We start from the raw sequence: 13,769 nt of genomic DNA on the forward strand, positions 1-13,769 counted from the left end.
TACCTATTTACTTTTGTATTAATCTTCAATTTCACCGTCATCTTCTTCTAATTCAGAGATGACGTCTTTACCCAGGAAGGCGATATCTGTTTTCACCACATCCGGGCGTTTAATTTTCTCAGACACCTGAACTGCAAGCTGCTCACCAGAACGTCCCATCTTCACACGGAAAGTAGGCAGCTCTTCAACAAACATAGTGGCGTTTTCAGGCATAGTGATTGGGATAATGTCGCCCGGTTGAAGCTCCATTAAGTCTCTCAGTGAGATGTCTTGCTCCAGCAAGTTAACTCGGAAGTTAACCGGAACATCCATAATTTCTTCGCGAAGCGCTGTACTCCAACGAACGTCCGTTTCCATTTTATCTGACTGGACACCTGCATCCAGAAGCTCACGAATAGGTTCAACCATGGAGTAAGGCATCACCACGTGGAAGTCACCACCACCACCATCGACTTCGATATGGAAAGAGCTGACAACAATCACTTCCGTCGGACTGACAATGTTCGCCATGCTTGGGTTCACTTCAGAATCGAGGTATTCAAACTCGACCCCCATCACTGGCGACCATGCCTCTTTGTAGTCTTCAAAAACGATTTTAAGCAGCAGTTGAACAATTCGACGCTCGGTAGGCGTAAATTCTCGACCTTCGATACGTGCATGGAAACGACCGTCACCGCCGAAAAAGTTTTCCACCAAAATAAACACCAACCGTGCTTCCATGGTGATCAGTGCTGTCCCTTTCAGTGGCCTAAAGCGCACCATGTTCAAACTGGTGGGTACGTACAAAGTGTTTTGGTACTCACCAAATTTCATCATTTGTACGCCATTTATCGACACTTCAGCGGTTTTTCGCAGCATATTGAACAAGCTGATACGCATGTGACGTGCAAAACGCTCATTGATCAACTCCAGTGTCGGCATTCGACCACGAACAATGCGGTCTTGAGAGGAGAAGTCAAAGTCTACCGCACTGGGATCCGCCGCGGCACCACCACTCTCTTCTTCTACCTCATCAACATCGTCGACACCATGGAGTAGCGCATCAATCTCGTCTTGGCTTAATAGATCGGTCACTCTTCACCTACTGTATTACAAAGTCGGTAAACAACACGCGCTCAATCACGGGCTGGCCTACCGCACGAGTCAGGCTCGCTTTAATATCTTCTGTCGCTTTATCACGAAGCTCAACACGGCCATTGACGCTGCGAAGTTGATCAACGGTCGCTGATGCGAATGTGCCAAGTAGCGAGCTTTCAATTAGTGGAGAGTGATAACGTGCAAGGTTTTCATTGTCAGTTCCACGCACCATTAACTGCACTTTTATCTGAACTAAACGATCTTTTTTGTCGCCAGTCACGTTGAACAAAAACGGCTGCGCAATATTGACGTAAGAAACGGGGTCAGTAGAAACAACCACTTCTTGTTGAGTAGTTTCTTCCATCTGTTCTGGTTCGCTTGATCCCATCAGGAAAAACGCAGCACCACCGCCACCAACTAACAAAACGACAACAGCGATGATGATAATTAACAGCTTGCTTTTACCTTTGGGTGCTTCTGCTTCTAATTCTTCGTCTGCCATATCTGATCTTTCTCTATTTTTCTTACTTTTCTACAGTTTAAGCGTAATAACTAATTCCATCACGCTTTGTTGCGACATTCAAATCAAGATTGACGTCTGGTTCAAGGTTTTCTTCACCTAAGAAGGCTTGATTGCCGTCACCTTGACCAGTTCCCGGACCATTTCCAGCCGCATAGCGGTTTTGTTGCTGACCAGAAGATTGCTGTTGCACTGAAGAGTCCCCCAGTTGGACCCCTTGCTGAGCTAACATTTCTCTCAAGCGCGGCATAGATTGTTCGATAACATCCCTCGCTTGCTGGTTGGCGACTGTAAAGTGCACGGTAGCCCCATCTCCAGTCATATTCATACGGATTTGTAGACGCCCCAGCTCCGGTGGGTCAAGGCGAATATCGATATTTTTCAAGTTTTTCGACATCATCATTTGCACACGTTCAGCAACTTGCTCGCCTGCAATCTCACGATTCAATTGCATTGGTGCTTGCGCGGCTGCTTGTTCGGCACGTAACTGATTCTGTACCGTCAAACCTTGTTGTCCTGCTGCTTGAGAAAGCTGTTGTGCAAATCCCGCTTCATGGCCCTGCCCCTGCTTGCCTTCCGCTGTAGCTAATTTGCCCAAAGTTCCCGCCGCTTTTGCCCCCATTACCGCTTTTAGCATCGCTTGCTCACTCACAGCTGGATTAGCGACCGCTTGTTGAAGCTGACTTGCCGCTAATTCATTAGGTAATGGCATAGCCGAAGCCTGCTGAGTCGCTTGAAGATTGTTTTGAGCGGCGCTCATCGTTGTAGCTGAAGAGCTGTGCAATGCCTGCTGTACAGACTGAGCTAAATGGGCTTGTTGCGCCTTAGGTTTGGCATCCGACTGAATTTGTAATTCCTCTACCCCTGTTTCTGTTGAAGAAACAGCCCATGGAATGGCCGCCGCTCCAGCAACAGCTCCTGCTGCGACGGTAGGCTCAACAACACTGTTTGAAGTCGCATCACTAGCTGCTTGCAGAACTTGAGTTGCTTTAGCTTGAACCGGTTTTTCCGCTGTCGCTTTCAAGGGTTGAACCACTTCAGCCCCTTTTGTCGCGGCTAATTGTGCTTGAGCTTCAGCTTTCGCGGCTTCCACGACTTGCTCAATTTCTTTGTCGGTTAAGCCTTGAGCTTTAAGCTCTTGTTTTAGAAGCTCAATCTCAGGGCTGGTCATCTCCGCTTTACTATCGACTAATTGGGTAAGACCAGCAGCAGCCCCCCCACCACCTACAACAGCGACATGCTCTGGTTGAATTTTACTTGCTGCTGATGCCAACTCTGGTTCTTGACCGCCATCTTGCTCAATGAATCGCTTGGCGTTTTCAGGAATGACGACAGCTTCTTCACCCACTTGCTGCTTTAGCGATACAGACTCAGAGGCTAGCTTGTTTTGTTCAAGAGGTATAGCGCCGTCTTTAATGGTGTTAGACTTCAGATTGGTTTCTGCCTCAACATCAGATTTAGTCACACTCTTTAGCGCTTGCTCACCAATTTTCTCTACCTTAAGCGGATTAGCCGATTTTTCACCCTCAGCCACTAATTGAGATTTCTGTGGCAAATCGTTGCCGTCTTTAGGTTGCAGGGCTTTATTAGCTTCATTCAATCGCCCGAGCAATTCTTCATTTTCTGAGATTATCTTCTCTGCGTCTCCATCAGCCTTAACAGAGACCTTACCTTCTGCCGAAGATTCAAGGTCAGTCGCTGCACTATGCTTTTGCTTGCTATCGTCAGATTTTAACAGCTCATCAGCCACAGCACCGTCTGTATCTGCTGCTACTACTTTTCCAAATTCAGCGCCTTCACCATCATCAATACTAATTTCTTCGTCACCACTAACTTCTTGTTCTAGAAGTACTTTAGTGCTTTCTTCGCCATCACTCGCTTGCTCAGCTTTTGCAGAGTCTGACTCTGACACTTTTTTCTCGCCAGAGTCTCCCTTGATTAAAGCCGCCAGTTTGGAAAAAAAGCCTTCGGACTGCTGTGTTTCGTCTCCTGCTTCAACTGATGGAGAAGCGGAGCTCGATGTTTTAGGCGTATCGGAAACCGGAGTTAGATTCACATTCATAAATAGATCACTCACGCATAATTGAGAGAACAGTCACGGCCAATCATTCGAATAGCAAGTAGCGGCAACACGTTATTTAACGGGAAATTTTGCAAGAAGTGCGCCAATCAGAAAGGAGAAGAGGGTATTAACGTGATATTAGTTCGAAGTACGGCGAGAATATTGAAGGGTAGAGAACTCATCCATCTGTTTTTGCTCACGAATATTCTGTAAGCGTTCTTTTTCCGTCTGCTTTTTCTCAATCAGCCATTCGTAAGAGCGACGTTGTTTGCGACACTCCAGCCAATTTTGCTCACAGCTTTCTACTTGAGATTTGAAATGCTCTTCTGCCTGTTTCTGCTTAGACAGAGTTTCATCTAATGTCGTGAGGAAGCGGTTAAGATGAGAATATTGGCTGGCTGTAAGCCCTTGCTTACCTCGTTCAACCAGCTGATTACAGTAATCCAAACGATAGTTTTCTATCTGCTCTAGTTGCTGATAATAACCATCCAATTCAACTCGCGCTTGATTGAGTGCAAGTACCGCTTGGTTCTCTCGCTCCTGAGCCTGACTTAATAGAAAATCCAGCGCATTGTCCATAAATTACGAATCTCCCTGGAGAAGATTACGCAGCATATTGACACACATGTCGTATGGAACCGTTTCTTTCATAGCCTGCTGTAAGTAACCATCCAGTCGAGGCTTTAAAGTAAACGCACTGTCGATTGCTGGGTCAGATCCCGGCTTATAAGCGCCAATTGATACCAAATCCTGATTTTTACGACAAACAGACAGCACCTGACGTACCGCTTTGGACATCAGTATCTGCTCTTCAGAGGTAATCTGTGGCATGACACGACTGACTGACTTCTCAACATCAATGGCAGGATAATGGCCTGCATCAGCCATTTCACGCGATAACACAATATGACCATCAAGGATCGCTCGTGATGCATCTGCAATTGGGTCTTGAAGATCGTCACCCTCTGTTAATACGGTAAAGAATGCCGTGATAGAACCCTGATCCTGACCGCCATTCCCCGCTCGCTCTACCAAGGCTGGAAGTTTCGCAAATACCGAAGGTGGGTAACCTTTAGTTGCAGGCGGCTCGCCTACAGACAGGGCAATTTCACGCTGAGCCTGCGCAAATCGAGTCAGAGAATCCATCAGCAGCAGTACATCTAACCCTTGGTCACGAAAATACTCCGCAATCGTCAGTGCGGTCTGACAACCTTTGAGGCGCATCAGTGGTGAAGAGTCAGCAGGCGCCGCCACAACAACCGAACGTTGACGCCCATCCACTCCAAGGATTTCTTCAATGAACTCTTTTACTTCACGTCCACGCTCACCAATTAGGCCTACAACCACCACTTGAGCGGTCGTTCCTCGAGTCATCATGCCTAGTGTTACCGACTTACCCACACCTGAACCAGCAAACAGACCAATACGCTGACCTTTACCAACCGTCAAAAGACCGTTGATGGCTTTGATACCAACATCGAGAGGCTCGGAAATAGGTTTACGCGCAAGAGGGTTAATAGGATCGGCGTTGAAGGCTGCTCGCTTCTCAGTATACAAAGGGCCAAGACCGTCTAACGGATTACCAACGCCATCAATAACGCGCCCAAGTAGCTCCATGCCTACAGGCAAACCAGCTTCACTCGTCAAAGGCGTAACTTTAGCGCCAGGTAAAACACCCGTGATTTGCTCACTGGGCATCAAGTAGAGATTATCATCAGAGAAACCAACCACCTCTGCTTCCATCTCACCATGCATGGTTTCAACTTTGCAGAGACTGCCGATAGGAGCGCGGCATCCGGTGGCTTCAAGAGTTAACCCAACAACTCTAACCAACTTCCCTGAAGCAACAGGGCGACAAGTTAACCCTTGAGTTTGGTACTGAGATAGGCGTTCAGCCAGTGCTAACATTACTCACCACCTTGGTGGCGATTTACCCCACAAAAGCTTTGCAACACATTACGTATTCTGTCTTCAAGGCGATAGTTAACACTCGATTCACCCGCTTCGATCTGCACATCTCCGCGATTCAGTGCAGGCTCTGCCATCAGTGTCCAGTTACGAAATTCCAATTCCTCTTCGCCATAAGCAGTACGAATGATTTCAACATCCTCTGGATGAAGTTTGAGCGTAATGGAATGGCCTGATACTGGCAGAGATTCAACGGATTGTTTGATGGTATCCAAAACAACCTGAGGGTTGGTCTGAACTTCGACATGGACGACTTCTTTAACCAAAGTCAGGACCATATCGACTAGTTGCTTTTCAACCTGAGCGTTCATCAACTCAAGAGGTTGGGCAAACTGATTCGCCAGTCCAACAAATGTCTGGACTTGCTGCTGAATAAATTCTTGCCCTGCTTCGATGCCTTCTGCTTTACCTGCTTCCAGCCCTTCTTGATGACCTTCTTGTTGGCCTTGCTCTTTACCTTTATCGTAGCCTTGTTTAAAACCAGCTTCTTGGCCTTGATGCAGACCATCCTGATAAGCCTGCTGCTTGATGAGCTCGATTTCTTCTTCAGTCAGTTCTTTGGGCGCTTCTTCTTCAGGCTCAGACAAGGTCGGCATCCAGCCTGGGTCGTAATTCATCGCCGTTTCTTTTGCGTGCTTGTGAGTGTCAGACGTATAGTCCGGCATCCCCCAACGCTCAGGCTTCTGAATTTGCTCATCATTATCTAAGCGCAAAAAACCACGCTTTCTTTCCCCAGACATATAAACCTTAACCCTTTACTTTACAAGAATTCGTCGGCACCGCCGCCCAGCATAATCTCACCGGAATCAGCCATACGACGAGCCACTGCCAATACTTCTTTCTGCGCGGCTTCAACATCCGACACTTTGATTGGCGGCATTGCTTCAAGGTCATCACGCATCATCTCAGCGGCACGCTTAGACATGTTCTTGAAGATCTTCTCACGGAGAGCATCGTCGGCACCTTTAAGTGCACGCTGCAATGCATCCTGTGGGACATCACGCAGCAACTTCTGAATACCTTGGTCGTCGACTTCGATAAGGTTTTCGAAGACAAACATAAGATCCTGAATCTGCGTTGCCATGTCTTCGTCCTGATCGCGAATCTGCTCCATCAGGATACCTTCGACATTGTTGTCCATGTAGTTCATGATTTCTGCTGCTGCCTTCAGGCCGCCAATTTTGGCTGCTTGCGCACCTGCTTGACCTGCGAACTGTTTCTCCATGATTTCATTCAACTCAGCCAGTGCCGATGGTTGTACTTCTTCTAAGTTCGCAATTCGCATCATCAAATCGAGACGGTCACGTTCGGCAAACTGAGATAAGATTTCTGCAGATTGATCCGGTTCGAGGTAGGACAAAACAATGGTTTGAATCTGAGGGTGCTCGTTGATAATAATGCTGGCAACCTGACGAGGATCCATCCACTTGAGTGAATCGAGACCTTTCGAACCAGTACCCAACAAAATTTGATCAACAAGATTGTTAGCTTTATCTTCACCAAGGGCCGCAACCAGTGCATTACGCATAAAGTCTTCACTGCCCATACCGATATTAGTGTATTTCTGAATGTCTTCCAGAAAAGCACGGTGTACCGCACCGACTTTTTCCTGGCTTAGGTCAGCAGCACGTGCCATAGCACTACCAACGCGTTGTACTTGTTTCGGCTCTAAGTGACGAATGATTCCCGCAGCGTCTTCTTCATTCAGACTGAGTAGAAGGATCGCCGCGCGTTCTTCGCCCGGTATCGTTTCGATATCCACGGTGTTCTCGACAACTTCACCACCGCCTTCTCCCTGAGGTACGACTTCGTTAGGCATCTTCCATCCAGTTCTTCACTACTTGTGCCGCTAGCTCAGGCTCGTTAGCAACAAGAGCTCGAACTGCTTTCAGCACATCTTCATCCTTATGGAGGTTAGGCAAGTCAATGCTCGAGCCAAACTCAAACAGCTCACCGCCATCCATATCTCCACCAATCAGGCTAGTTTCACCATCAGCACCAATTGGCAACCCATCTGGTCCGTATAGTTGATCATCATCGTCATCCGAAGCTGGGTTGAGCAGTTTCTTCATCGCTGGGCGAACCAGAACCAATACGACAACGATAATAACCAATGCACTTGCAAACCAACGAACCCAGTCGTTGAAATTCGGATGCTCCCAAATCGGCACATCAGTAAGCACTTCAACTTCTGGCTCAGCAAACTGCATACTCAGTACATTCAATAAATCACCGCGGCTTTCACTGAAACCAACGGCACCAATCAATACCTGACGGATCGACTGCAACTCTGCATCCGACAGTGGTTGATAAGTCGTTTCACCAGTATCCGGATTGACCGACGCACGATTCTTGATCGCGACCGCCACTGTTTGACGGTTGACTATTCCGGACTGGCGACGTTCATGACTGATGGTGGTATCCAGTTCGAAGTTACGCGTCGCTTCTTTATGCACTGAACCCTGCCCCATCAAAGAACCATCTTTCATCTGTGCCACATCCTGAGGGATAGAAGCGTCAGCAGGAGGCTGGTTACTCAACGCACCCGGTACACCAGCAACGACATTACCATTATTATAGTCTTCCAAAGTGTATTCACTTCGTGTCGATGGGGTATTAGGGTCAAAACTTTTACGGGTTTGCTCTATCGCGCTGAAATCGAGTTGAATATCAACCTGAGCGGTATAGTTACCAAAACCAAGAATAGGGATAAGCACTGAGTCAATTTTGTCTCGCAGGGCTTGTTCCTGCTTACGCTCTAACTCATGCTCTTTACGACGCGCGGCTGACGCTGCGTCTTGCGAGCCAGAACTAAGTAGTCGACCGTGTTGGTCTGTCACGGTAATTCGGGTCGGTTTCATCCCCGGAACAGCACTGGCAACCATGTCAACGACAGAGTCAACTTCTTCTTGCTTAAGTGACGTACCGGTACGGAGAGTAAGGAAAACAGAAGCAGACGCTTCTTGATTATGACGGACAAAGACACTTTGCTTCGGTAATGCGAGCAGTACACGAGCTTTGCGCACTTGTTTCATCTCTTCGATAGCTTTGGCCAACTGGCGCTCACGGCTCAGTTTGAGGCGCTCTTGCTCTAAACGCTGAGATACGCCAAAGCCCATATCTTGCATTAAGATTTCATCACCGGCTTGTCTTTCATTGTTTAAGCCAGCACGAACCATATTCAGTTTGAGCGAGTTGTAGTCACTGGCGGGTACAGAGATTGTGTTACCGTCCAGTTTGTACTCTACTTTTTCTTGATCGAGATAATCTAAGACAGGAATAAGCTCTTCGGTGTCATAGGCACCAAGAGGTCGCATTTCAGGTTCACGTACCCAGAAAAACAACATCACAATCAGTGCGACACAAATCGAAATGGAGAGAACGAGGACAACCTGACGTAGGAGATCTAAATCACCGACTGCCATGTCAAATTTGGATGTGCTTTGTTCATCCAAGTCCGGATTTTGAACATCAGTATCCATATCTGATGTTGCTACCATTGCGGTGTCAGGACCACCATCCGAAACCGCAAGATCCGTTGATTGATTTTGTTCTGCCACAGACTGTACCTATCACTTAAACTGGCATGTTCATCAATTCTTTGTACGCTTCGACGAGCTTATTACGTACTTGAATCGTTGCCTCAAATGCAACACTCGATTTGTTTCGGGCAATCATGACATCAGACAACGACACATTTTCATCACCACGATCAAATCGCATTTGCAAGTTACTAGAGGTTTTTGACAGCCCATTAACGTTGTTGATGGCATTGTTGAGCAAATCGCCAAAATCAGCGCCGACTGTATGACCAGTCGCGGCAGGTTTTGTGTTCGTTGCTTCGAACATCATTGCTTGCATTTCGCCTTGAAAACCATCAATTTTCATTGAATACCTCGGACGTCAACTCTTTGACTACAATTCTTGTTGTAAATATGACGCTGCAATCTACATGCCATATCAATTTTAGCGTCGAAAATAGCACGTTAGTTTGGAATATCAATCCCCGCATCACGCATTTTTGCTAACTTGTAGCGCAATGTACGTGGGCTGATACCTAATTTTTCAGCCATCTCCTTACGACGACCGTTACACTCAGTTAAAGTCTCAAGAATAATGGCGTATTCCTGTTCACGAAGTTCACCGCCTAAACCAGCACTGGTCGCAAATGCGTTATCAGGTTCCGCGATTGGTTTAATGTTAGGAGCTGTGATTTCTCCGGTTTCAACGACCTGTTGCAAACTGCCCGCATCCTGCCAATCTAATCCTTCCAGCAAAATATGGTCACTCGACACATTGCCGTTCTCACTGAGGATTAATGCACGTTGCACAACGTTGTCTAACTCACGAACATTCCCCGGCCATGAATAAGCCAGCAACTTATTCATGGCACTGGCAGATAATGTCGGTACAGGTAGGCCTAGCTTTTTACAGTGACGTTCAATCAAATGGTTGGCTAGAGGCTCTATATCACCTTTACGGTCACAAAGTGCTGGCCACGCTAGCGGGAAAACATTCAAGCGGTAGTACAAATCTTCACGGAAGTTACCTTCCTGAACATAGAGCTTTAAGTCACGGTTACTGGTAGCTAATACACGAACATCCAACTTGATGCTCTTTCGACTACCCAATCGCTCGACTTCACGCTCTTGCAGAACACGAAGCAACTTAGCTTGAAGGTTCAGGTCCATCTCACTGATTTCATCGAGAAGAATTGTCCCGCCCTGAGCCTGCTCAAATTTACCTGGACAAGCTTGAACCGCACCGGTAAAGGCGCCTTTTTCGTAGCCAAACAATGTCGCTTCCAGCATGTTGTCAGGAATCGCGGCACAGTTAATCGCGACAAAAGGCCCATCTTTGCGGTTCGAAGCATTATGAATGTAACGAGACATCACCTCTTTACCCGAACCACTTGGGCCAAGCACCATAACGCTAGCGTCAGTTTTTGCCACTTTATCGGCCATAGCAAGTAACTTAAGGCTCTTCTCATCCGCTACCACAGCATCACCGTTATCGTCGGATTTAACCGGAGCATAACGACTGACCATATTCAATAAAACTTCCGGCGCAAACGGTTTAGCCATGTAGTCAATCGCACCATCTTTCATGGCAGAGACAGCATCTTCAATGTTAGCGTAAGCCGTCATTAACAATACCGGTAGATTGGGCCAATGTTGTTTGATGTTACGCAGTAGAGCGAGGCCACCCATACCTGCCATCTGTACATCAGAAACAACGATATCGACTGAATGAGCTTTAAGTTTGATTAACGCATCTTCCGCGCTGTCCGCTTCCAACCACTCATATCCGGCTAGCGCCAAGGTATCGACTAAGGCTTCGCGTAGACCTTCATCATCTTCTACGATTAGTACTTTGCTTTGTGCCATTATCCTTCTCCAGTCATTACATCGTGGTTAGCTTGCGGAGCACGATCAAGAGGAATACAGATGGTGAAACAAGCACCATCACCTTCCTCGGAAATCAATTCTAACCTTCCATCATGAGCACGACATACCATCTGGACAACAGCTAATCCAAGCCCTGTTCCCTGTGATCGTGTCGTAAAGAAAGGTTCCATAATTTGGTTTTGTAGTTCTTTTGGAACGCCCGGCCCGCTGTCTTGAACGGAAATCTTCAGCTCATTGTTTACCGGGCGGAAAAAGACATCGACTTGTGATTGTTTACCCGCAATTTGAATTGCGTTCATCACCAAGTTGCTCAGCGCTGACGCCACCGCGTTCGCATTGCCTAACAGTTGCGTTTCTTCCCGCTCAACTTCAAGGTGATAATCAATCTGATTGTTTTTCAGCGCTGCTTCCACCATAGGAGAAAACTCACTCACCAATTCAGCAATCGTAAATGGCTTCACCACCTTGTTGTCGCCCCCTTTAGCGAACAACAACATATCATTGACTTGCTTTTCCAAGTCATGCAGGCGATCCATCAATTTATTCTGAAATCGATCTTTCGTTGCTGGCGGTAGGTTCGGAGCCGCCAGATTTGACGCATAAAGCATCGCACTGGATAGAGGCGTTCGGACCTGGTGCGCCAACGACGCAACCATACGCCCTAACGAGGATAAACGCTGTAGGTCACTGATACGAGATTGCAGTAAACGTGTCTCTGTCAGGTCGGTAATCAGAATCAGCTGGCCTGTTGTCGACGCTGAAATTGCCAAGCGCACTTTGCGGCCGTTGCGAAGAGAGATTTCATGACCATCATCTTCTCGTGGGGCAAATGCTTGCTGAATCACTTCAAACCATTTCTGCCCAATAAGCGGCATCTCTAACAAACGCTGTGCTTCTGGATTCGCTTCATGCACAACACCTTGAGTATCGAGCAGAATTACACCTGCTGGCATAACGTCCAATACCTGCTTATATCGTTCAACTTGTTCTTCGAGTGTTCCGAGTGGTTGCTGATTCATGATCGCCTGAGCTGCTTGCATGTCGTATTTCTGCCTTAAAAACTACAATAGCCTGAAATGCAAGAAGCACGCCAGGCTATTTTATATATTTTTCAATAGCTTAATATGAAGTCGATATTTTGACAGCGTCGAAAATACCCAATTTATCGCTGCACATTGTATTTTCGCATCTTCTCAACCAGAGTGGTCCGTCGCATTCCAAGCATGTCGGCGGCACGAGCAACCACGCCACCTTGAGCCTCTAATGCTTGGTTTATCATATTAACTTCCAACTCAGCTAACATCTCTTTAAGGTTAACGCCCTCAGGCGGTAATTCTTGGGGTGCATTGGAGTTTTCATGCAAGCCATCGGTCTCATCAAGACTGAAATCTTCGGCAAAAATGTCCTGCAGCACGTCACGCTCCTGCTCTTCAACAGAAGCAAACACATTGTGCTCTGGCTGAAACTCAGGGATATCGCTGTAACGATACTTAGTTGGCAGATGGTTCACATCCACTAAGCTGTTTGGATAAAGAATGATCATCCTTTCAACAAGGTTTGCCAACTCGCGAACATTGCCCGGCCAGTTGTGCTCCATCAGTGAGTTGATAGCCCGTGGCGTAAAGCAGATTGGCTGAGCGCCTTCCGCTTCCATTCGCGTCATCAGCTCTTGCAACAGCAATGGCGTATCTTCAATCCGGTCACGCAGGGCTGGCATTTCGATTGGGAACACATTGAGACGGTAGTATAAGTCTTCACGGAAAGACTCATCATCAATCATGGTTTCCAAATTACGGTGAGTCGCCGCAATCACGCGAACATTAACACGAATAGTGGTGTTACCGCCTACGCGCTCAAAACAGCGTTCTTGTAACACACGCAGCAATTTAACTTGCATTGGCATCGGCATATCACCGATCTCATCAAGGAATAATGTACCGCCTTCTGCCAGTTCAAATCGCCCTTTACGAGACGTTATCGCCCCAGTAAAGGCCCCTTTTTCGTGGCCAAACAATTCGCTTTCGAGAAGGTCAGGAGGAATAGCACCACAGTTGATTGGTACAAATGGACCATTTCGACGTGCGGAATGGTAATGAATGTTACGTGCAACGACTTCTTTACCTGTTCCCGACTCGCCAAGAATAAGAACGTTCGCTTCGGTAGCGGAGACTTGCTCTATCAGGTGACGAACTTCTTTAATACCGATACTTTGCCCAACTAGGCTGCGGAACAGGGTGTTTTTTCGTGAAGAAGAAACAACGTTGACGCCTTTGCGACCAAGGAAGTCTTTACAATGACGAAGCGCTTCACTTAACTGAGGGTAATTTAAAGGATATTCCAGTTCACCAACATAATTGGTCATTTCTTCGACTGGATAAGAATGCGTTCCCGCGATAAGTAAAGGAATATGGTTAGCTTGGGAGAGTTGTGTACTCAACTGAGTAGAGAAGTTATGGCCCTGAAGCGAACCCACAATGCAGCCAGCCCAAACATCCGACCAGTTAACGTCGCTCAGTTGTGCGGAACTGATCGCCTCACATTGTTCTCCGACAAATTCTAATATATTACTCAGATTGATGCGTGCTTGAGCATCATCTTCAATTACGAGCAGCTTTGCTAAACCTTGCATAGGTGAGAATTATTGCCTTTATCTTGAAACATTGTGGCTGTTATTTCTGTTTCTAACAACTAACCTAACTATAGAACAGGATTAGTGATAGACAATTTATAAACT

12 protein-coding genes are annotated in these 13,769 nt (G+C 46.9%); all 12 read right to left on the reverse strand.

Annotated elements, in window-relative coordinates; genetic code table 11:
- Positions 1–18 precede the first annotated feature (18 nt).
- Positions 19–1,074 carry a flagellar motor switch protein FliM gene (fliM, locus tag IX95_RS14400; RefSeq protein ID WP_006959501.1) on the reverse strand — a complete coding sequence of 352 codons (1,056 nt, stop codon included), beginning with the start codon at positions 1,072–1,074 and terminating at the stop codon, positions 19–21.
- 7 nt (positions 1,075–1,081) lie between these two features.
- Positions 1,082–1,579: a flagellar basal body-associated protein FliL gene (gene fliL, locus IX95_RS14405; protein ID WP_006959503.1), complete on the reverse strand. Its 498-nt coding sequence runs from the start codon at positions 1,577–1,579 to the stop codon at positions 1,082–1,084.
- Positions 1,580–1,616: 37 nt separating this feature from the next.
- Positions 1,617–3,659, reverse strand: a complete 2,043-nt coding sequence (locus IX95_RS14410) for a flagellar hook-length control protein FliK (protein WP_038161146.1) — start codon at positions 3,657–3,659, stop codon at positions 1,617–1,619.
- Between the two features lie 138 nt (positions 3,660–3,797).
- Entirely contained in the window at positions 3,798–4,238 is a 441-nt protein-coding gene (gene fliJ, locus IX95_RS14415; protein WP_038161149.1) for a flagellar export protein FliJ, read from the reverse strand.
- A 3-nt stretch (positions 4,239–4,241) separates the two neighbouring features.
- Positions 4,242–5,567 carry a flagellar protein export ATPase FliI gene (gene fliI, locus IX95_RS14420; protein ID WP_038161154.1) on the reverse strand — a complete coding sequence of 442 codons (1,326 nt, stop codon included), beginning with the start codon at positions 5,565–5,567 and terminating at the stop codon, positions 4,242–4,244.
- Positions 5,567–6,367, reverse strand: a complete 801-nt coding sequence (gene fliH, locus IX95_RS14425) for a flagellar assembly protein FliH (RefSeq protein WP_019274553.1) — start codon at positions 6,365–6,367, stop codon at positions 5,567–5,569. Before fliH ends, fliI begins: the two co-directional genes overlap by 1 nt.
- 20 nt (positions 6,368–6,387) lie before the next feature.
- Positions 6,388–7,446: a flagellar motor switch protein FliG gene (fliG, locus tag IX95_RS14430; RefSeq protein WP_006959513.1), complete on the reverse strand. Its 1,059-nt coding sequence runs from the start codon at positions 7,444–7,446 to the stop codon at positions 6,388–6,390.
- Positions 7,439–9,127, reverse strand: a complete 1,689-nt coding sequence (fliF, locus tag IX95_RS14435) for a flagellar basal-body MS-ring/collar protein FliF (RefSeq protein ID WP_216603155.1) — start codon at positions 9,125–9,127, stop codon at positions 7,439–7,441. The genes fliG and fliF overlap by 8 nt, the downstream gene beginning before the upstream one ends.
- A 76-nt stretch (positions 9,128–9,203) precedes the next feature.
- Complete coding sequence (fliE, locus tag IX95_RS14440) at positions 9,204–9,515, reverse strand: flagellar hook-basal body complex protein FliE (RefSeq protein WP_006959517.1); 312 nt, start codon at positions 9,513–9,515, stop codon at positions 9,204–9,206.
- Between the two features lie 98 nt (positions 9,516–9,613).
- On the reverse strand, positions 9,614–11,014 hold the full coding sequence (locus tag IX95_RS14445) for a sigma-54-dependent transcriptional regulator (RefSeq protein WP_006959519.1): 1,401 nt from the start codon (positions 11,012–11,014) through the stop codon (positions 9,614–9,616).
- Positions 11,014–12,075, reverse strand: a complete 1,062-nt coding sequence (locus IX95_RS14450) for a sensor histidine kinase (protein WP_019274550.1) — start codon at positions 12,073–12,075, stop codon at positions 11,014–11,016. Before IX95_RS14450 ends, IX95_RS14445 begins: the two co-directional genes overlap by 1 nt.
- A gap of 122 nt (positions 12,076–12,197) precedes the next feature.
- Positions 12,198–13,664, reverse strand: coding sequence for a sigma-54 dependent transcriptional regulator (locus IX95_RS14455; RefSeq protein ID WP_006959521.1), 1,467 nt, complete (start codon positions 13,662–13,664; stop codon positions 12,198–12,200).
- Positions 13,665–13,769 lie beyond the last annotated feature (105 nt).

The organism is Vibrio sp. B183 (assembly GCF_000740665.1).
GTDB lineage: Bacteria > Pseudomonadota > Gammaproteobacteria > Enterobacterales > Vibrionaceae > Vibrio > Vibrio coralliilyticus.

Bases quoted from the DNA above. Each gene is read 5' to 3' on its own strand.
- IX95_RS14450 (WP_019274550.1), bottom strand. From the start codon at position 12,075: ATGCAAGCAGCTCAGGCGATCATGAATCAGCAACCACTCGGAACACTC.
- fliF (WP_216603155.1), bottom strand. From the start codon at position 9,127: ATGGTAGCAACATCAGATATGGATACTGATGTTCAAAATCCGGACTTG.
- fliI (WP_038161154.1), bottom strand. From the start codon at position 5,567: ATGTTAGCACTGGCTGAACGCCTATCTCAGTACCAAACTCAAGGGTTA.
- IX95_RS14455 (WP_006959521.1), bottom strand. From the start codon at position 13,664: ATGCAAGGTTTAGCAAAGCTGCTCGTAATTGAAGATGATGCTCAAGCA.
- fliE (WP_006959517.1), bottom strand. From the start codon at position 9,515: ATGAAAATTGATGGTTTTCAAGGCGAAATGCAAGCAATGATGTTCGAA.
- fliJ (WP_038161149.1), bottom strand. From the start codon at position 4,238: ATGGACAATGCGCTGGATTTTCTATTAAGTCAGGCTCAGGAGCGAGAG.
- fliH (WP_019274553.1), bottom strand. From the start codon at position 6,367: ATGTCTGGGGAAAGAAAGCGTGGTTTTTTGCGCTTAGATAATGATGAG.
- fliG (WP_006959513.1), bottom strand. From the start codon at position 7,446: ATGCCTAACGAAGTCGTACCTCAGGGAGAAGGCGGTGGTGAAGTTGTC.
- IX95_RS14410 (WP_038161146.1), bottom strand. From the start codon at position 3,659: ATGAATGTGAATCTAACTCCGGTTTCCGATACGCCTAAAACATCGAGC.
- IX95_RS14445 (WP_006959519.1), bottom strand. From the start codon at position 11,014: ATGGCACAAAGCAAAGTACTAATCGTAGAAGATGATGAAGGTCTACGC.
- fliL (WP_006959503.1), bottom strand. From the start codon at position 1,579: ATGGCAGACGAAGAATTAGAAGCAGAAGCACCCAAAGGTAAAAGCAAG.